Here is a 17,502-nt window from a genome sequence, read left to right as displayed (position 1 = left end):
TCCATTGTCCGGCTGATCCTGGTGGGGAGAGGTCAGGCTCAACTCTTCTGCAAAATCTGTGCAAGAATACCGAAGCCGCTGGCTTCGGCAGCGAGAAGTCGCCGGAAAACCTAACAACGTTCGGGGGGACAAGTTGACCAAAGAAGATCTGTTCGTTCCGCGCCAGACCAACACGGCGCTTTACATCCAGCTATACGAGGCTGGATATCCGCTTGCCGATATCGCCCGGGTGCAGAAGGCGTATCGTGTGTGTTGCGCGATGTTCAACGGCCGTTATCGCAAGACGGGACGGCCTTTCATCTGCCATGCGGTGGGAGCTGCGTCGTCGGTCGCGCATTTCGACAAAAGCGTCGATCTTGTCCTCGCTGCTATGTTTCACGCCGCCTATGACGGAGGCCAGTATCCGGACGGCAAATCCAGCAGGCGAACCGATGCTCACCGCAAGTGGCTGGAGCAAAAAATTGGTCCTCGCGTCGAGGGTCTTGTCGCTCGCGTGGTCGGACTGAAATTCGACACGGGAGATCCCGAGCGCATTGTGGACAAAGGTGTGCCGACCGGCGACGAGGACATTCTGTTCCTGGCGCTTGCCCATGAGGTCGATGACCTGGCGGACGGCGGACTGGCGTTTGCGCCCAAATACGGCCAGTCGATTCGTTCGAGGGTTGCTGCCTGCGCCACTCTGGCCAGGAATCTGGGCCGCGAAAATCTTGCCGCCACCATCGAAGGTTACGGCGCCCGCTACGAGACGATGGCGTGGGCTGCTCCCCTCCAGGAGACGAAGCTGGTGGGCTTTCAGATGACGCCTAATTTGCGCACATACATCAAATTGCGTCGGCACAAGCTGCGCGGGGAATCGATCGAGGTGCTTTGACGCCTTGCCGGCCATGCGACAGCATCGGGTACCGATGCACATCCGCTGAAGAACTTGCCGTCCTCACCGGTTCAGTCGTCGTAGCCCTGGATTGCCCCAAAGGCGTAACGGCGCAGCTTCAGCGCGGCGATCAAATTGGTCAGTTTCGTCTTGCCGTCGAAGCCGTCCTGAAACATCTCGTCATGCATCAGCAAGATCAGCTTGCCGGGCTTGACGAAGCGGCCATAGCCGAACAGATGATCGATCTCGCTGACCAGATGGTCGACGCTCTGCACCGGCTCGCCGTTGTCCTTGTGCACCCATTCATGGTCCCAGCCGTAGAGATAGAAGCCTGAGGCCGCGACAAATTCGTAGTCGGGCTCTTCATGCCCCTCCTGGGCGAGGCCAAGCGAAGTGTCGTTCTTCGACATGGAGGGCAGCCTGAACACGTCGCGCCCCGGCAGCCTTGCATGCACCACGGGCTTCAAGCCGAGCACCGCGTTTGCCCGTACCATGTCGGCGACGACACCCTCGGTGTCGCCGTAGAAATGCCGGTAGTGATTGTAGGCATGGCTGTAGCTGTGGTTGCCGAGCGTCACCAGAGGAAGCTGCTTGGCGCGCTGGACGAGCGCTCTGTTGGCAGCGCTCGCCTGTGCATGCATGCCGACCATGAATAGGGTTGCAGGAACCTGCTCGGCCTCCAGCACGTCGAGGATGTTGCTTGTGCCGTTCAGCGGCCCATCGTCGAAGGTAAGATAGATGGTGCGATCGGCGCCCTGGGCGGGGGCCGCAAAGATCAGCAGTGCCGCAAGGGCAAACCGAAACGGTGTCATCAGCCCCGATATCCCTGTTGCGATCACGACAAGGCGGCCATCTTCACACGCGGTTGTCAAGGCAGCCCGGCCGTACCTATGCCAGGCTTCCTTGCAGCACCGTCAGCTTGGCCTTCTTCGGCATGCGAGCGGTCAGCCATTCCAGCGCCTTGTCGTGCGGCATCGGGAAGGCGATGGAGTAGCCCTGCACCTGGTCGCAGCCGATCGCCATCAGCGAATCGAGCTCGGCCTCGGTTTCGGCACCCTCCGCGACGATCGAGATGCCGAGGCCACGCGCCAGCTCGGTGATGGCGCGCACGATCTTCGAGTTGTCGCCATTCTCATGGATGTTCTGAACGAAGCGGCGATCGATCTTCAGCCGGTCGATCTCGTTCGGGTTGACATGGCTGAGCGAAGCATAGCCGGTGCCGAAATCATCGAGTTCGAGATGGACGCCGGCTGCCCTGATGTGGCGCAGCTTGGCGGCGATGCCTGTCTTTTCGTCGTCGAGGATGACGGATTCGACGATCTCCAGCGACAGTTTTTGCGGCGGCAGCCCAGCCTTTTCCAGCGTCTCGAACAAGAACGCATCGAAATCGTGCTCGCGCAGCTCGGTGCCGGAAACATTGACGGCAAGCCGTCCGAAGGCAATGCCGGCGCGATTCCATTTGGCCGCCTCGTTGATCGCCTTGGTGATGACGATGCGGCCGATCTCGGGCATGAAGCCGCATTTCTCGGCGACCGGGATGAATTCGCCGGGCGGGATCATGCCGCGCTCCGCATGGTTCCAGCGCACCAGCGCCTCGATGCCGCTGATCGTGCCGTTGGTCAGCGAGACCTGCGGCTGGAAATAGACCTGGAACGCCCGCTCCGCGATGGCGACCTTGATGTCGTGCTCGAGCTGCTTGCGATAATCGAGTTCGCGGCGCAGTTCCTCGGAGAAGAAGGAGAAGTTGCCACCGCCAAGCTTCTTGGCGGAATAAAGCGCCAGGTCGGCATGGACCAGCAAATCCCCAGCATTGTCGGCGTCGATCGGATAGACCGCGATGCCGGCGCTGGCGCCTGGGAGAATGGTCGTGCCCTGGAAGACGATCGGCTCGTTGATGTGCGCCAGGATGCGCCGCGCCAGCATGTTGATGTCTTCGGTGCCGCCGGCGCCGCCGAGGATCATGACGAACTCGTCGCCGCCCAGGCGCACGCACAGATCCGACGCCCGGCAGGAATCGCGCATGCGCTGTGCCGTGACGACCAGCACATAGTCGCCGGCGGCGTGGCCGAGCGTATCGTTGATCTGCTTGAATCGGTCGAGATCGAGCTGGACGACGGCAAGGCGTTCGCGACGCCGGTGCGTGCCCTTGATCAGCGTGTCGAAATGATCGGTCAGGAACGTGCGGTTGTGCAGGCCGGTGAGGCCGTCATGAACCGCGATGAAGGCCATGGAATTGCGCGCGTCGATCAGTTCATGCGTCTTGCGCAGGATGGCGTTCGACATCGGCCTGAAGATGAAGAGCGCCACCAGTATGATGACGCCGATTGTGGCGTAGAACAGCGTGCGATGGAGAGCGAGCAGCCTCTCGGAGCGGTCGTCGGCGTCGGCAGTGATGCGCTGGCCGAGCGCGGCATAACCCGACAAGGTCGCATTGGCGACTGAGGCGTCGAGATTGACGCGTTCGCCGCCGCCCTTGTAACCGCCATTGCCGCTGAATTGCGATTCATAGGCAGAGATCAGGCGGTCGCCATTGGCGATCAGCCCGACCGAGAAATAGTCGAGGTGGAAGGGCTTGGCGAAGAGGACGCTTTCGATCGACTTCGGGTCGAGCTTGGCCGGCGATTGCGGATCGGCTCCTGTCTGATGGAGCAGCAGGTCGTAGTTGGTCTCGAACTCCGCCGTTGCCTGCTTGAGCGCGCTGACCAGCGCCGGTTGCTTGTCGCGTGAACCGGCACCCGTTGCACTGGCAAGGAAGACGATGCGCTGCGACAGCGTCTTTTGTGTGCTGACGATGTCGAGCAAGGTGTGATTGTGCTGTTGGGTGGCCATCATCTGCTGCAGCAGGATGAAGGAGGCGATCACCATGGCCGCAATGATCAGCAGGGCTAGCCAATAGCCAGCCTTGATCAGCAGTATGAGCTTGCCTGAAACGGTTTGCACCGGCTGCTGCGACATTTTCGGGGGCGGCCCTCTCGCCTAAGGATTCTTGCCTAGGGATTCTTGTATGAGCACCATTGAACTGCAAACGTTAACAGGACCGGAAATCGACGGCTGTCCGGCAAGGGGCGGCCGTGGAAAGATCGCGGAATGGTTATCGGCTCGTTTAGCACCGTACCGGCATTTGAGCGGACATCGGCCAGAACCTTTGTCGTGGTGTCGTTCCTCGGCCGCGTGATGATCGACATCGGGGCCGCATCGTGCTGCTTGCCACCGATCCGGTCGTTTTTGCGATGGATTTTTCGCGCGGACGAGACGACAGTCGGCCCACATCAAACGAGGCTAGGTCATGACCGCAGCATTCCTCTCCCACATCGACAGCGAGCTCGCGGGGCTCAAATCGGCAGGCCTCTACAAGTCGGAGCGGGTGATCACTTCGACGCAGTCGGCCGAGATCGAGGTCGGCGGCGACAAGGTGTTGAATTTCTGTGCCAACAACTATCTCGGCCTCGCCGATAGCGCCGATTTGCGCAATGCTGCCAAGCAGGCGCTCGACCGCTATGGCTACGGCATGGCATCGGTGCGCTTCATCTGCGGCACGCAGGAAGAGCACAAGCAGCTCGAATCGACGATTTCCTCCTTCCTCGGCATGGAAGACACCATCCTTTACGGCTCCTGCTTCGATGCCAATGGCGGCCTGTTCGAGACGCTGCTGGGCGAGGAAGACGCCATTATTTCGGATGCCTTGAATCATGCCTCGATCATCGATGGTGTGCGGCTGTCGAAGGCCAAACGTTTCCGCTACGCCAACAACGACATGGCCGATCTCGAGGCGCGCCTGAAGGAAGCCCGGGACTGCCGCTTCCGGTTGATCGCCACCGACGGCGTGTTTTCGATGGATGGCATCATCGCCAATCTCAGGGGTGTCTGCGACCTCGCCGAGAAGTATGACGCCATGGTGATGGTCGACGACAGCCATGCCGTCGGCTTCGTCGGTCAGAACGGCCGCGGTTCGGCCGAGCATTGCGGCGTCGAGGGCAGGGTCGACATCATCACCGGGACGCTCGGCAAGGCACTTGGTGGGGCCTCCGGTGGTTACACCTCGGGCAAAAGCCAGGTGGTCGACTGGTTGCGCCAGCGCTCACGGCCGTATCTCTTTTCCAACACGCTGATGCCGGCGATCGCCGGCGCTTCGATCAAGGTGTTCGAGCTGATCAAGGACGGCGATGGGCTGCGCGACAAACTCTACGACAACGCTGCGCGGTTCCGGTCGCAAATGGGCAAGCTCGGCTTCACGCTGGCCGGAGCGGATCATCCGATCATCCCGGTGATGCTGGGCGATGCCAGCCTGGCGCAGGAGATGGCCGCGCGCATGCTGAAGCGCGGCATCTACGTCATCGGCTTCTCCTTCCCGGTGGTGCCAAAGGGGCAGGCGCGCATCCGCACGCAGATGTCGGCGGCGCATTCCAGCGCCGATATCGACCGCGCGGTGGAAGCGTTCGCCGCCGTCGGGCGCGAACTCGGCGTCATTTCCTGACAAGCCGGAATCGAAAAGCGATTCCGGAACAAGAGCTTCAAGGGACAAAAGCATGTCGAACATGATGAAAGCGCTGGTGAAGGCCAAGGCCGAACCAGGCATCTGGATGGAAGAGGTGCCGGTGCCGGAAATCGGCCCTAACGACGTGCTGATCAAGATCAAGAAGACGGCGATCTGCGGCACCGACGTGCACATCTACAATTGGGACCAGTGGGCGCAGAAGACGGTGCCGGTGCCGATGGTGACGGGCCATGAATTCGTCGGCACCGTTGCCGATTTCGGCGCAGCGGTCACCGAATACAAGGTCGGCCAGCGCGTGTCGGGCGAGGGCCACATCGTCTGCGGTCATTGCCGCAACTGTCGCGCCGGGCGAGGGCATCTGTGCCGCAACACGCTCGGCGTCGGCGTCAATCGTCCGGGCGCCTTCGGTGAGTATCTGGCTATCCCGCAGCACAACGTCGTGCCGATCCCCGATGATGTGCCGGACGAGATCGCCGCCATCTTCGATCCGTTGGGCAATGCCGTGCACACGGCACTCTCCTTCGATCTGGTCGGCGAGGACGTGCTGGTCACCGGCGCCGGGCCGATCGGCATCATGGGCGCGCTCGTCGCCCAATGCGTCGGCGCGCGAAAAGTCGTCATCACCGACATCAATCCGGTGCGGCTGGCGCTGGCGAAAAAGCTCGGCGTCCAGCATGTCGTCGACGCGTCCAAGGAAAAGCTGCGCGATGTCATGCCGGCACTCGGCATGACCGAGGGTTTTGATGTCGGCCTCGAAATGTCGGGCGCAGCCCCCGCCTTCCGCGACATGATCGACACCATGAACAACGGCGGCAAGATCGCCATTCTGGGCATCGCCCCGACCGGATTCGAGATCGACTGGAACAAGGTCATCTTCAAGATGCTGCATCTCAAGGGCATCTATGGCCGCGAGATGTTCGAGACCTGGTACAAGATGATCGCGCTGGTGCAGGGGCCGCTGGATGTTTCCGGGCTTATCACGCACCGCATCGGCATCGACGATTTCCAAGCCGGCTTCGATGCAATGCGCAGCGGCAGTTCCGGCAAGGTGGTGATGGATTGGTAGATGCCGCCCTAACGCAGAATTCTGTTTTTCATCAGCCATTTCACGGAGCGGGGCCACGCGTAGTTCGCACCCATGCGAAGATCGGTAAACCCCTCCGAAACATGTTTCCCGGTTTCGGCGTCAAGGATGCGAATGAACATAGTATGTTCTGTTCGGTTGACGCGCGTTACGACGCCAAGCAAGGCAAGCGACGCGCCGTGCTCCTTGGCAATCGGGCCTTCACAACCAGCGCAGTTGCGCAATCCGTGCGGCGCCGCAGCCTGTGTATCCCTCGCCGGCACATCAATTACTGTAAAACGCCCAGACTGGGAGAGCATGTCCTTAGCAACTTGTGCTGATTCCGACAGATAGCGCCTGTCATATTCATCCGGGGGAATTATTCCCGCCCCGGCGCTCTTGTCCTCCAATTCGAAAGGGAACACTTCGATCGACATCGGCTTTGTCTGCTGCGCCTGCGCAAATGTGCAGGTGCCTACAAGCAGCGTCACCAGGACACTTAATGTGCGAATGCTCATCGTATCCTCCTGTCGGTATGATGGGCATTATACGCGGCCTGACAACGCAAATCACGATTAAATCGAAAGCAATGCTATGCTTCGGGAGTTTCCACGCAGTCTCGCTCGAACTCCGTCGTTCAGAGTGATTGGCTTGATCTTGGACTAACTCTTGCTCGGGACCAGACTGGTCTCCAATGCAGCCAGTCCGCTGGTGATCGCCGTGCGCTCTTCAGCGCTGAGCCTTGCCAGCAAATCCCGTTCGAACGCCTTCGCCAGCGGCACCATCTCGCGATAGGCGGCAAGCCCCGTTCCGGTCAGCGACAGATGCTCGACCCGGCGATCATTCTCATCTGGCGTACGCACAAGCCAACGCCGCCGTTCGAGTTCAGCCACGGCGCGTGAAACCTTGGTCTTGTGCATAGCCGATTGCTCGCCGAGTTCGGTCGCAGTCATCGTTCCATGCTGCCCCAGCCCCGAAAGGGTGCGCCATTCCGGCCGCGTCAGGCCATGGCTGTCCTTGTATATCCTCGAAAATTCGCGGCTGACGGCGTCGGCAAGCCGGTAGAGCCGGTAGGGCAGGAAGTTTTCCAGATTGAGAATTTCAGCCGCGTCGGACGCTTCGCTCCTGATCGCCATTTTTCAAAGCCGCCATTGATGGTTACATTTTCGATGGTTACAAATGAAACCAGTTTGGTCAATTGAGATCCATTCCGGGAGGAAGCAATGGCCTTTTCCTACATGCCGGGTTTCGGCAACGATTTTGAGACCGAGACGCTGCCCGGCTCGTTGCCGCAGGGCCGGAATTCGCCGCAGCGGCCGGCCTACGGCCTCTATGCCGAGCAGCTTTCAGGCTCGCCCTTCACCGCGCCGCGCGGCACCAATGAGCGGTCCTGGCTCTACCGCATCCGGCCGAGCGTCAAGCACACCGGCCGCTTCAAGGCGGCGAGCTATCCCTTGTGGAAGAGTGCGCCCAATGTCGGCGATCATGAACTGGCGCTCGGCCAGTATCGCTGGAACCCGGTGCCGATGCCGAAGGAGCCGACCGATTTCATCGCCGGTATGCGCAGCATCACAACCGCTGGCGACGTGCTCGGGCAGACTGGCATGGCGGCGCATGTCTATGTCGCCAACACCTCGATGGCGGACGATCATTTTTTCAATGCCGACGGCGAGTTGCTGGTCGTGCCGCAGGTCGGCGCATTGCGCTTCGTCACCGAGATGGGCGTCATTAAGCTGCGGCCCGGCGAGATCGCCGTGCTGCCACGTGGTCTGGTCTTCAAGGTCGAGCTGGTCGACGCCGAAGTGCGCGGCTACGTCTGCGAGAACTACGGCGCCAAGTTGACGCTGCCCGATCGCGGCCCGATCGGCGCCAATTGCCTGGCCAACCCACGCGATTTCAAGACGCCTTACGCCTGGTTCGAGGAGAAGGAAACGCCGTGCCGGCTGATCGTGAAATGGTGCGGCAATTTCCATGTCACCGAGATCGGCCATTCGCCGCTGGATGTCGTTGCCTGGCACGGCAACTACGCGCCCTACAAATATGATCTGGCGACCTTTTCACCGGTCGGAGCGCTGCTGTTCGACCATCCCGACCCGTCGATCTTCACGGTGCTGACCGCGCCGAGCGGCGAGGAGGGCACGGCCAACATCGACTTCGTCATCTTTCCGCCGCGCTGGCTGGTGGCCGAAGATACCTTCCGGCCGCCCTGGTACCACCGCAACATCATGAGCGAGTTCATGGGACTGATCCACGGCCAGTACGACGCCAAGGAAGAAGGTTTCGTGCCCGGCGGCATCAGCCTGCACAATCTGATGCTGGCCCATGGGCCGGATGCGCCTGGCTTCGAAAAGGCCTCGCGCGCGGAGCTGAAACCGGTCAAGCTCGACAACACCATGGCCTTCATGTTCGAGACCCGATTTCCGCAGATGCTGACCCGCTACGGCGCCGAGCTCGAAACCCGGCAGGACAACTACATCGACTGCTGGGCCGACCTGAAGAAGCGTTTCAACGGCACGCCCGAGGGCGACTGGTCTTGATCACCGAGCCAATGCCGGATCGGCTGGTGCTTTTGGGCTCGAAGGGTGGCCCGGCATTGCGGCCGGGTGGTCCATGGCCGAGTTCGTCGCTGCTGCAGATCGGCGGCCGCAGCATCGTCGTCGACTGCGGCCTTGGCGTGACGCGTGGTTTGGTCGATGCCGGCATCAGCCTGAAGTCGCTCGACCTGATCTTCATCACGCATCTGCACTCCGACCATGTGCTGGAACTGGGGCCGCTGATCCACACCGCCTGGACGGCGGGCCTCGCGACGCCCGTCGGCGTGTTCGGCCCGCCCGGCACCGGTCATTACTGGCGGCGCTTTTGCCAGGCGATGGAGTTCGACATCGAGATCCGCATCGTTGACGAAGGCCGGCCGGATATTCGCGATCTGGTGTCGATCAGCGAATTCGGCGAAGGCCAGGTGGTCGCGCAGGGCGGCTTGACGGTTTCGGCGCTGCGCGTCGAGCATCCGCCGGTGACCGATTGTTTTGCGCTTCGCTTCGAGCATGGCGCCAAAAGCGTGGTGTTCTCCGGCGACACGGCCTTTTATCCGCCGCTCGCCGATTTTGCCCGAGGCGCCGACATCCTCGTCCACGAAGCCATGCTGGAAGAAGGCATCGAGCGACTGGTGGCCAGGACCGGCAATGGTGCGCGGCTCAGAGAGCATCTGCTCGCCAGCCACAGCTTTGCCGAAGAGGCCGGCAGCATCGCAAGCGATGCCGGCGTGAAGAGATTGGTGCTCAACCACCTCATTCCGGCCGACGATTCTTTGATAGGCGAGGCCGACTGGACTGCCGCCGTCAGGAAAACTTGGAACGGCGACTTGACGATCGCCCGCGACGGTCTTGTTGTGGGCTTAAGCAGCGCCAAAGCTGCAGCAGGAGAGGAAACCGCATGAAGCTTGCCACATTGAAGGACGGGACGCGCGACGGGAAACTCGTCGTCGTCTCGCGCGACCTGACACGCTTCACCGACGCCTCGTTCCTGGTTCGCACGCTGCAGGCGGCGCTCGACGACTGGCGGCGCATCGCCCCGCATCTCGCGACAATAGCGGAATCGCTTGAGAACAATGCGATGCCGGCGGAGCGCTTCCACGAACATGACGCCCATTCGCCGCTGCCGCGTGCCTATCAATGGGCCGATGGCTCGGCTTACGTGAACCATGTCGAGCTGGTGCGCAAAGCGCGCGGCGCCGAGATGCCGGCGAGCTTCTGGACCGACCCGCTGATCTACCAGGGCGGCTCGGATTCTTTCATTCCGCCACGTGATCCGATCCGCACGGCTGACGAAGCCTTCGGCATCGACATGGAGGGCGAGGTCGCTGTCATCGTCGACGATGTGCCGATGGGTGCAAGCCTCGAAGAAGCAAAGGCAGCGATCCGACTGGTCATGCTGGTCAACGACGTTACGTTGCGCGCGCTCACCGGACCGGAACTGGAGAAAGGTTTCGGTTTTTTCCAATCAAAGCCGTCCTCGGCGTTTTCGCCGGTCGCTGTGACGCCGGACGAACTGGGTGATGCCTGGGACGGCGGCAAGGTCAGCCTGCCGCTGCTTGCCGATCTCAACGGCAAGCCGTTCGGCCGCGCCAATGCCGGTATCGACATGACCTTCGACTTTCCTGCGCTGATCGTTCATGCAGCAAGGACACGGCCATTGGCCGCCGGCACGATCATCGGTTCCGGCACCGTCTCCAACAAGCTAGACGGCGGGCCGGGCAAGCCTGTCTCGGCCGGCGGCGCCGGCTATTCCTGCATCGCCGAACTGCGCATGATCGAAACCATTGTGTCGGGCGAAGCCAAAACGCCGTTCCTGCGCTTCGGCGACACGGTGCGCATCGAGATGAAGGACAAAACCGGGCATTCGATCTTCGGCGCCATCGAGCAGAAGGTCGAAAAATACGAGAGGTGAGGGCATGACGGGGGGCTATCTGCTGGCCGGTGTCTGGGCACTCGCCATACTGGCGGTCTTCATCCAGGCGATCCGGCTGAGCTATCGCATCGAGGCGCGATCGCCCGACCTGACCAACCTCAGCGGCTTTCCGCGCAAGGCGATGATGTTCCACACCATCACCAACATGGACGTCGCGCGGGACGCGGAAACGCAGAGCATACGTCGGCGTATGAACTGGTTGCTGCTGATCGTTCTTGCTGGATTTGTCGTTATGTGGGCGGGCTTGTATCTGTCGCGGTCAACCGGATGACGTGATGAGCCTGCCCGACTACCCGCGCAGCATGGCCGGCAACAATCTCTGGTCGAACGACCGACTCTACCGCGCGGTATTGTCCCTTCAGCCCGGCGAAAGAGGTCAAGCGGCTGGGCTTGGGCGATCAGGCCAATACGACGTCATAGGCTGAAAATTGCCGATCCGCGGAGACCAACGTCAGGCCTTCAATTTGGGTCTGCGCAATAAGCAGGCGGTCGAAGGGATCGCGGTGGTGAAGCGGCAGATGTTCAAGTCTCGCCGCGTGTAGTTCGTTTACGCCGAGAATCGGAATCCCGTTCGATCGCAGGATGTCCACGATGTCGCCTGTGAGCGTCACTTTGCCGAGCGATTTCTTGATGGCGATCTCGGCCACCGAGACGGCGCTGACGATCACATCCTTGCCTGTGAGAAAGATATCGCGATGATGATCCGAAAGACGTGAATCGGCGTTGAGTACCCAAAGCAGAATATGGGTATCGACCAGATATCTGCGGCTCATTTAATATACTCGTCCCATTCGGGACCGAGTTCATCAAAATCATCCGATATCCAAATCTGGCCTTTCAGGGCGCCAAGCAAGCCTTTGCTCCCACCAGCCCGAACGGGAGCGCTCAAGGTTGCGACAACCTCTCCATGTCTGGTCAGATGGATCTCTTCGCCAGCCTGGGCACGTTTCACCAATTCGGAAAGCTGAGCCTTCGCTTTTGCCATGGGGATATTCATAGACGACCTCTTATGACCAGAATTTAGGTCATAATTGGCCGGGCCGCAAGTGAGTTCGATGGCTATTCCGCCGCCTGAACCTTGATCACGCCACGCTTGATCTGGTCCTGCTCGATCGATTCGAACAGCGCGCGGAAATTGCCTTCGCCAAAACCTTCGTCGCCCTTCCTCTGGATGAACTCGAAGAAGATCGGCCCGATCACGGTTTTCGAAAAAATCTGCAGCAGGATCTTGGTCATGCCGCCGTCGACGACGCCTTCGCCGTCGATCAGGATGCCGTGCTTCTTCATCCGCTCGATCGGTTCGTCATGGCCGTTCACGCGGTCATACGACATGTCGTAGTAGGTTTCAGGCGGGCCGGGCATGAACTTCAGCCCGTTCTCGGCCAGTCTGTCGGTGGCCTCGTAGATTTCGTCGGTGCCGACGGCGATGTGCTGGATGCCTTCGCCATTGTACTTCTTCAGGTACTCGGCGATCTGGCTGGTCTCGTCCTTGGACTCGTTGAGCGGAATGCGGATCTTGCCGCAGGGCGAGGTGATGGCGCGGCTGACCAGGCCGGTGATCTTGCCGTCGATGTCGAAGAAATGGATCTGCTTGAAGCCGAACAGGTTGCGGTAGAAATCCCACCATTTGTCCATCTGGCCGCGATAGACATTGTGGGTCAGGTGATCGAGATAGTAGAAGCCGACGCCTTCCGGCCGCGGGTCGCGCGCACCCAGCCACTCAAACTCGGCGTCATAGGCCGAGCCCTTCTTGCCGTAGGTCTCGATGAAATAGAGCAGCGAGCCGCCAATGCCCACGATCGCCGGCACGTCCAGCGCCTTGTCGGCACCTTCGTAAGGTGTGGCACCCTTGGCAACGGCATGATCGAAGGCGTGTTTGGCGTCGACCACCCGCCAGGCCATCGAGGCGGCGCAAGGGCCGTGCTTGTCGACGAACTTCATCGCATGCGAGCCGGGTTCGGCATTGACGACATAGTTGATGTCGCCCTGGCGCCAGACGGTGATGTCCTTCGTGCGGTGCTTGGCCACCGCGATATAGCCCATGCGGGTGAACAGCTCAGCCAGCTTTTGCGGCTCCGGATGCGCGAATTCGACGAACTCGAACCCATCGGTGCCGGCCGGGTTGTCCTTGCTGATCCTGGCGGGCGGGGCGTCGTGCGGGAAGGGACCCATAATATTCCTCCGAAAGCTGGCCTGGCCTGAAAAGGCGATTTGACACGATGATAACGCGGAGGAGGCGCACGGTGCTTGCATTCAAACGCTTGAAATGATGATGTCATGCGTGAAGCGTGCATGATGTAAGGGAAAGCCATGGATGAGGCGCGCATTGACCAGTTCGACCGCAAGATAATGGCACTGTTGCAGGGTGATGCGCGGCTGACCAACAACGATCTTTCGGAGCGGGTGAACCTGTCGGCGTCGCAATGCTCGCGCCGCCGTCAGCGGCTGGAGGAGGACGGCTTCATCAGGGGCTATCGCGCCGTTCTCGACCGCGACAAGCTCGGTTTTTCCCTGGTCAACGTCATTTCGGTCACGCTCGCCACCCACAATCGCGACAATGCAAGGCGCTTCGGCGAACTGGTGGCGCGGCTGCCCGAAGTGCAGGAAGCGCACGCGCTGACCGGCGAGATGGACTACATCCTGAAAGTGGTGACGCCGGATCTCAAATCATTGTCGGAATTCGTCAACGGCGTGCTACTGCCGCACGAATCCGTGCAGCACGTGAAGACGGCGATCGTGCTGGAGACGCTGAAGGAAACCGGCGCGCTGCCGATTTAATCTGAGCGGATATCATTGATACGTCGGCAGGCCAGAGGGGGTGTGAAGGATCGCCAGCCTAATGACGGAAGGGCCGTTCAACCCTTCGACTGCTGGATCAGTCCATAGAGATTGGTGCAGCGGGCGCCGGAACGGCAATAGGCGAAGACCGGGCCGTCGAGTTCCTCGAGCGCTTCGGCCTGATCCTCGACATTCTCGGCCGTGATCTGGCCGCTGATCACCGGAATGTAGCGGAAGGCGAGGCCTGCGGCTTCGACCGCTGCCCCGACGGTGTCGGCAGAAGGCTGGCCCGGCTGTTCGTCATCGGGCCGGTTGCAGATGACGCTCTTGAAGCCGGCTTTCTTGATGGCGGCGACGTCTTCGGGCTGGATCTGGCCCGAAACCGAATAGTCCTCGCTGATTTCGCGGTATTCCATGGCAGCATCCTCGCAAACTGGTCAGGTGGCAGTCTTGCCACTCCCCGACATGGGCGGCAATCCGTGCCGAAGGATTTCTCTGCCAAATAGACATTGCGTGCCAGAAAATCCAACCGGGCCGATGCGGCCCGGCTGGGCAATCCTTCAAACTCAGCTGCCGAGAATAGCGCCTTTGATCTGGCGGATGTTGTTGTGCATCATGTCGATATAGGTCGCGGCCGGGCCGTCGGGCTGCGACAGCGCGTCCGAATAGAGCGTGCCGCCGACTTTGATGCCGGTTTCGCTGGCGATCTGCTCGATCAGGCGCGGGTTGGTGATGTTCTCGACGAAGATCGCAGCCGCCTTGTCCTGCTTCACCTGATTGACCAGCTTGGCAACGTCTGCGGCGGATGGTTCGGAGTCGGTCGACACCCCTTGCGGGGCGAGGAAGGTCAGGCCGTATGCATGTTCGAAATAGCCGAAGGCGTCGTGCGAGGTGATGACGACGCGCTTGCTCTCCGGGATCGAGGCAATTGCCGCTTTCACTTCACCTTCGACCGCATCAAGCTTCTTGGTGTAGGCGGCGGCATTGGTCTGATAGCTGACGCAGCCTTCCGAATCGGCCGCGCAGAAAGCCTCGGCGATGTTCTTCACATAGATCCTGGCGTTGGCAATCGACTGGAATGCGTGGGGATCGGTGACCGTCTTGCCGCCGCCGGTGCCGGCAGCTTCGGCCGCGTCGGCATCGGCGAATTCAGGCTTGAAATCGATCGGCGTCACGCCCTTGGTCAAGGTGATGATCGAGGCCTTGGTGGCACTGGCATCGACCAGCCGCTGCAGAAAGCCTTCGAAATGCAGGCCGTTGACCAGCACGATGTCGGCCTTGGCCATGGCCACCGCATCGGCCGGGCTCGGCTCGTAGACATGGGCATCGCCATCCGGCCCGACGATGGTGGTGACATCGATGCGGTCGCCGCCGACATTTTTGGCGAAATCGGCAATGACGGTGAAGCTGGCGACCACTTTCAGCGGTGCCGCGAAGGCCGACGATGCGCCAAAGGCGGTTAATGTTATAACGCTCATCGCCAGGGCGGCATGGATGGATTTCAGCATAGAGGGGTCTCCTTCTAGGGGCGGGGATCAGGCCGTTCTGTGACGGTGATGGATGATGCGTGCGCGCAGGATGCCGCGCGTGCCAAACAGGATCGAGGCGAAATAGACGACGCCGGCCGACAGGATGATGGCCGGGCCGGATGGCAGCGAGGCGTGATAGGACAAAAGCAGCCCGGCGACGCAGGATGCGAAGCCGATCAGTACGGCCAGCACGCACATCGGCTCGACGCGAACCGTCCAGAAGCGGGCGGCCGCGGCCGGCAGCATCATCAGCCCAACCGATAGAAGCGTGCCGAGCGCCTGGAAGCCGCCGACGAGGTTGAGTACGACAAGGCCGAGGAAGATGAAATGCACCGGGCTGCCGAGCCGGCTGACCGAGCGCAGGAACAGCGGGTCGAGGCATTCGGCGACCAGCGCCCGCCAGAAGATGGCGAGGCTGACCAGCGTCACCGCGACGATGCCGCCGATCAGCGTCAGGGCCTCGTCATTGAGCGCCAACACGGTGCCGAACAGCACATGCATGAGATCGACGCTGGAACCGCGGATCGACACCATCAGCACGCCGATGGCGAGCGAAATAAGGTAGAAAGCCGCCATCGAGGCGTCTTCGCGCTGGATGGTGAAGCGCGAGACGGCGCCGGCGCCGAGCGCGACGATGACGCCGGCGATCAGGCCGCCGATGGTCATCGGCAGGATCTCCAGCCCATAAAACAGGAAGCCGGCGGCCGCACCGGGCAGGATGGCATGCGCCATGGCGTCGCCCGACAGGCTCATGCGCCGCAGCATAAGGAAGACGCCGATCGGGCAGGCGCCGAGCGACAGCATCAGCGAACCGATCAACGCCCGCTGCATGAAGGCGAAATCGGCGAAGGGCGCGATGACAAGGCCGTAAAATGTGTCCATCAGGCAGCCTTCGGTCCGACGCCATGTTGGTGATCGTGATCGTGGCCATGGTGATCGTGACCATGAGCGTCCTCGCCCGGCTCGCACCAGGGTGCATTTTCTTCCCAGGCCTCGTGAAAACGGCGGGCGCGCAACAGGTTTTCAGGCTTCAGCGTTTCCCGGGTTTCGCCCCAGGCGATCGGCTGGCGGGCCAGAAGCAGCGTTTCGGGGAAATTCTGCCGCACCAGATCCAGATCGTGGACGACGACCATGATGGTGCGTTCCTCGCCATGCCAGTGCTTGATCAGCGCGATCAGGTCGCCGACCGTCTTGGCATCCACCGCGTTGAACGGCTCGTCGAGCAGGATGAGGTCGGCGTCCTGCAGCAGCACACGCGCAAATAGCGTGCGCTGCAACTGGCCGCCCGACAGCGTGTCGATCGGCCGCTTCTCGAAGCCGCCGAGGCCGACCGCCATCAGCGCCTTGCTGACGTCATCGCGATCTTCCTTGGTGTAGCGGCCAAGCAGGCCGCGCCGTGGCCACAGGCCGAGCGAAACCAGATCCACCACCCGTGCCGGAAAGGAGCGGTCGAGCTCCGATTGCTGCGGCAGATAGGCGGCACGTACACCGAGCGCGCGGATAACCTCGCCGGCCATTGGCTTCAGGACGCCGACAATGCCTTTCATCAGCGTCGATTTGCCGGAGCCGTTGGCGCCGACCACAGCGGTCAACGAGCCCTTGCGGATGGTGCCGTCGAGATGATGGATCGCCGGATGGCTGCCGTAGCCAAGCGTCAGGTCGCGGAATGTCAGGCAGGTATTTGTCATTCTGCGATCCGTAGGCGGCGAAATCCGGCTGCTGGCAGCGGCCGATTGGATATGTGATGTTATTACATTAGTCAACAAGCCAATCCGGCGGAATTGCGGCCGCAGGGTCAACTTGCCGTGTGTGCGTATCATATGCCGTTGGCCCAAGGGGATTCGACCTGGCGACCTTGCCCCAAGCCGGTCGCGACTCTAAAGAAGCGCAACCGCCACAGGAAGGAACCATCCAATGAGCATTCGTCGCATCGATGTCGGCCCGCGCATGAGCCAGATCGTCATCCATGGCAATACCGTCTATCTGGCTGGTCAGGTCGGCCAGCCAACCGGCAATGTCGCTTCGCAGACCAGGGACATCCTGGCGGCTGTCGACGAATTGCTGGCCAAGGCTGGCTCCGACAAGACCAAGATCCTGCAGGCGATCATCTGGCTGGCCGACATGAGCACCTTTGCCGAGATGAACGCTGAGTGGGACAAGTGGGTGCCGCAGGGCAACACGCCAGCCCGCGCCACCGGCGAAGCAAAGCTCGCCGCCCCGGAATATCTGGTCGAGATTATTATTACCGCTGCGATTTGAGGCGTTGAAGCTGCCAATCTCCCCCCACGTGGGGGGAGGT

The 17,502-nt window shown here is 61.2% G+C and carries 20 protein-coding genes and 1 pseudogene; 10 read left to right on the top strand and 11 right to left on the bottom strand.

Going from position 1 to position 17,502, the window contains the following annotated elements; genetic code table 11:
* The first annotated feature begins 58 nt into the window (after window positions 1-58).
* Window positions 59-871 (top strand): hypothetical protein, encoded by an 813-nt coding sequence (locus RPF88_RS12160; protein WP_245459167.1) that lies wholly within the window; start codon window positions 59-61, stop codon window positions 869-871.
* Window positions 872-942: 71 nt separating this feature from the next.
* On the opposite strand, the gene RPF88_RS12155 is transcribed toward RPF88_RS12160, so the two are convergent.
* Together RPF88_RS12155 and RPF88_RS12150 are read right to left on the bottom strand one after the other, a co-directional pair.
* Window positions 943-1,683 carry a polysaccharide deacetylase family protein gene (locus RPF88_RS12155; RefSeq protein WP_081714379.1) on the bottom strand — a complete coding sequence of 247 codons (741 nt, stop codon included), beginning with the start codon at window positions 1,681-1,683 and terminating at the stop codon, window positions 943-945.
* A 76-nt stretch (window positions 1,684-1,759) separates the two neighbouring features.
* The gene (locus tag RPF88_RS12150; protein ID WP_064994161.1) at window positions 1,760-3,826 is read right to left on the bottom strand and encodes a putative bifunctional diguanylate cyclase/phosphodiesterase; all 2,067 of its coding nucleotides are present in this window, start codon (window positions 3,824-3,826) and stop codon (window positions 1,760-1,762) included.
* A 331-nt stretch (window positions 3,827-4,157) separates the two neighbouring features.
* On the opposite strand from RPF88_RS12150, the gene RPF88_RS12145 reads away from it, so the two are divergent.
* Both RPF88_RS12145 and tdh read left to right on the top strand, forming a co-directional pair.
* On the top strand, window positions 4,158-5,345 hold the full coding sequence (locus RPF88_RS12145) for a glycine C-acetyltransferase (RefSeq protein WP_024504815.1): 1,188 nt from the start codon (window positions 4,158-4,160) through the stop codon (window positions 5,343-5,345).
* Window positions 5,346-5,397: 52 nt separating this feature from the next.
* Entirely contained in the window at window positions 5,398-6,432 is a 1,035-nt protein-coding gene (gene tdh / locus RPF88_RS12140; protein WP_013532321.1) for an L-threonine 3-dehydrogenase, read from the top strand.
* An 8-nt stretch (window positions 6,433-6,440) separates the two neighbouring features.
* Here the strand turns inward: tdh and RPF88_RS12135 are convergent, their stop codons facing one another.
* Entirely contained in the window at window positions 6,441-6,947 is a 507-nt protein-coding gene (locus RPF88_RS12135) for a DUF2380 domain-containing protein (protein WP_013532320.1), read from the bottom strand.
* A 144-nt stretch (window positions 6,948-7,091) separates the two neighbouring features.
* On the bottom strand, window positions 7,092-7,565 hold the full coding sequence (locus RPF88_RS12130; RefSeq protein ID WP_127365976.1) for a MarR family winged helix-turn-helix transcriptional regulator: 474 nt from the start codon (window positions 7,563-7,565) through the stop codon (window positions 7,092-7,094).
* An 87-nt stretch (window positions 7,566-7,652) separates the two neighbouring features.
* On the opposite strand from RPF88_RS12130, the gene hmgA reads away from it, so the two are divergent.
* From hmgA to RPF88_RS12105, 5 genes and pseudogenes are all read left to right on the top strand, one after another.
* Window positions 7,653-8,966 carry a homogentisate 1,2-dioxygenase gene (hmgA, locus tag RPF88_RS12125; protein WP_127365975.1) on the top strand — a complete coding sequence of 438 codons (1,314 nt, stop codon included), beginning with the start codon at window positions 7,653-7,655 and terminating at the stop codon, window positions 8,964-8,966.
* 11 nt (window positions 8,967-8,977) lie between these two features.
* The gene (locus RPF88_RS12120; protein WP_032899759.1) at window positions 8,978-9,865 is read left to right on the top strand and encodes an MBL fold metallo-hydrolase; all 888 of its coding nucleotides are present in this window, start codon (window positions 8,978-8,980) and stop codon (window positions 9,863-9,865) included.
* Window positions 9,862-10,875, top strand: a complete 1,014-nt coding sequence (locus RPF88_RS12115; RefSeq protein WP_337122483.1) for a fumarylacetoacetate hydrolase family protein — start codon at window positions 9,862-9,864, stop codon at window positions 10,873-10,875. Before RPF88_RS12120 ends, RPF88_RS12115 begins: the two co-directional genes overlap by 4 nt.
* A 4-nt stretch (window positions 10,876-10,879) precedes the next feature.
* Window positions 10,880-11,167, top strand: a complete 288-nt coding sequence (locus RPF88_RS12110; RefSeq protein ID WP_337122482.1) for a hypothetical protein — start codon at window positions 10,880-10,882, stop codon at window positions 11,165-11,167.
* A 4-nt stretch (window positions 11,168-11,171) separates the two neighbouring features.
* Window positions 11,172-11,267 (top strand): annotated as a pseudogene (locus tag RPF88_RS12105) (DinB family protein); the annotation flags it as partial.
* 27 nt (window positions 11,268-11,294) lie between these two features.
* Here RPF88_RS12105 and RPF88_RS12100 read toward each other — a convergent pair.
* The 3 genes from RPF88_RS12100 to hppD form a co-directional block, all read right to left on the bottom strand.
* Window positions 11,295-11,669, bottom strand: a complete 375-nt coding sequence (locus RPF88_RS12100) for a type II toxin-antitoxin system VapC family toxin (protein WP_013532314.1) — start codon at window positions 11,667-11,669, stop codon at window positions 11,295-11,297.
* Window positions 11,666-11,881, bottom strand: coding sequence for a type II toxin-antitoxin system Phd/YefM family antitoxin (locus RPF88_RS12095; RefSeq protein ID WP_395316750.1), 216 nt, complete (start codon window positions 11,879-11,881; stop codon window positions 11,666-11,668). The genes RPF88_RS12100 and RPF88_RS12095 overlap by 4 nt, the downstream gene beginning before the upstream one ends.
* A gap of 74 nt (window positions 11,882-11,955) precedes the next feature.
* Window positions 11,956-13,068 carry a 4-hydroxyphenylpyruvate dioxygenase gene (gene hppD, locus RPF88_RS12090; protein WP_024505598.1) on the bottom strand — a complete coding sequence of 371 codons (1,113 nt, stop codon included), beginning with the start codon at window positions 13,066-13,068 and terminating at the stop codon, window positions 11,956-11,958.
* A gap of 138 nt (window positions 13,069-13,206) precedes the next feature.
* Here hppD and RPF88_RS12085 point away from each other — a divergent pair, with 138 nt between their 5' ends.
* On the top strand, window positions 13,207-13,674 hold the full coding sequence (locus RPF88_RS12085; RefSeq protein ID WP_013532311.1) for an Lrp/AsnC family transcriptional regulator: 468 nt from the start codon (window positions 13,207-13,209) through the stop codon (window positions 13,672-13,674).
* 77 nt (window positions 13,675-13,751) lie between these two features.
* On the opposite strand, the gene RPF88_RS12080 is transcribed toward RPF88_RS12085, so the two are convergent.
* The 4 genes from RPF88_RS12080 to aztA form a co-directional block, all read right to left on the bottom strand.
* The gene (locus RPF88_RS12080; RefSeq protein WP_013532310.1) at window positions 13,752-14,090 is read right to left on the bottom strand and encodes a TIGR01244 family sulfur transferase; all 339 of its coding nucleotides are present in this window, start codon (window positions 14,088-14,090) and stop codon (window positions 13,752-13,754) included.
* Window positions 14,091-14,240: 150 nt separating this feature from the next.
* Complete coding sequence (gene aztC, locus RPF88_RS12075; protein ID WP_337122481.1) at window positions 14,241-15,182, bottom strand: zinc ABC transporter substrate-binding protein AztC; 942 nt, start codon at window positions 15,180-15,182, stop codon at window positions 14,241-14,243.
* A gap of 27 nt (window positions 15,183-15,209) precedes the next feature.
* Window positions 15,210-16,085 (bottom strand): zinc ABC transporter permease AztB, encoded by an 876-nt coding sequence (aztB, locus tag RPF88_RS12070; protein WP_024505597.1) that lies wholly within the window; start codon window positions 16,083-16,085, stop codon window positions 15,210-15,212.
* On the bottom strand, window positions 16,085-16,891 hold the full coding sequence (gene aztA, locus RPF88_RS12065) for a zinc ABC transporter ATP-binding protein AztA (protein WP_337122480.1): 807 nt from the start codon (window positions 16,889-16,891) through the stop codon (window positions 16,085-16,087). The genes aztB and aztA overlap by 1 nt, the downstream gene beginning before the upstream one ends.
* A gap of 226 nt (window positions 16,892-17,117) precedes the next feature.
* On the opposite strand from aztA, the gene RPF88_RS12060 reads away from it, so the two are divergent.
* Window positions 17,118-17,462, top strand: a complete 345-nt coding sequence (locus RPF88_RS12060) for a RidA family protein (RefSeq protein WP_013532306.1) — start codon at window positions 17,118-17,120, stop codon at window positions 17,460-17,462.
* Window positions 17,463-17,502 lie beyond the last annotated feature (40 nt).

Source organism: Mesorhizobium sp. ISC11 (assembly GCF_037162595.1).
In the GTDB taxonomy this organism is placed as follows: domain Bacteria; phylum Pseudomonadota; class Alphaproteobacteria; order Rhizobiales; family Rhizobiaceae; genus Mesorhizobium; species Mesorhizobium ciceri.
This window is presented reverse-complemented; position numbering and strand designations above follow the sequence as displayed.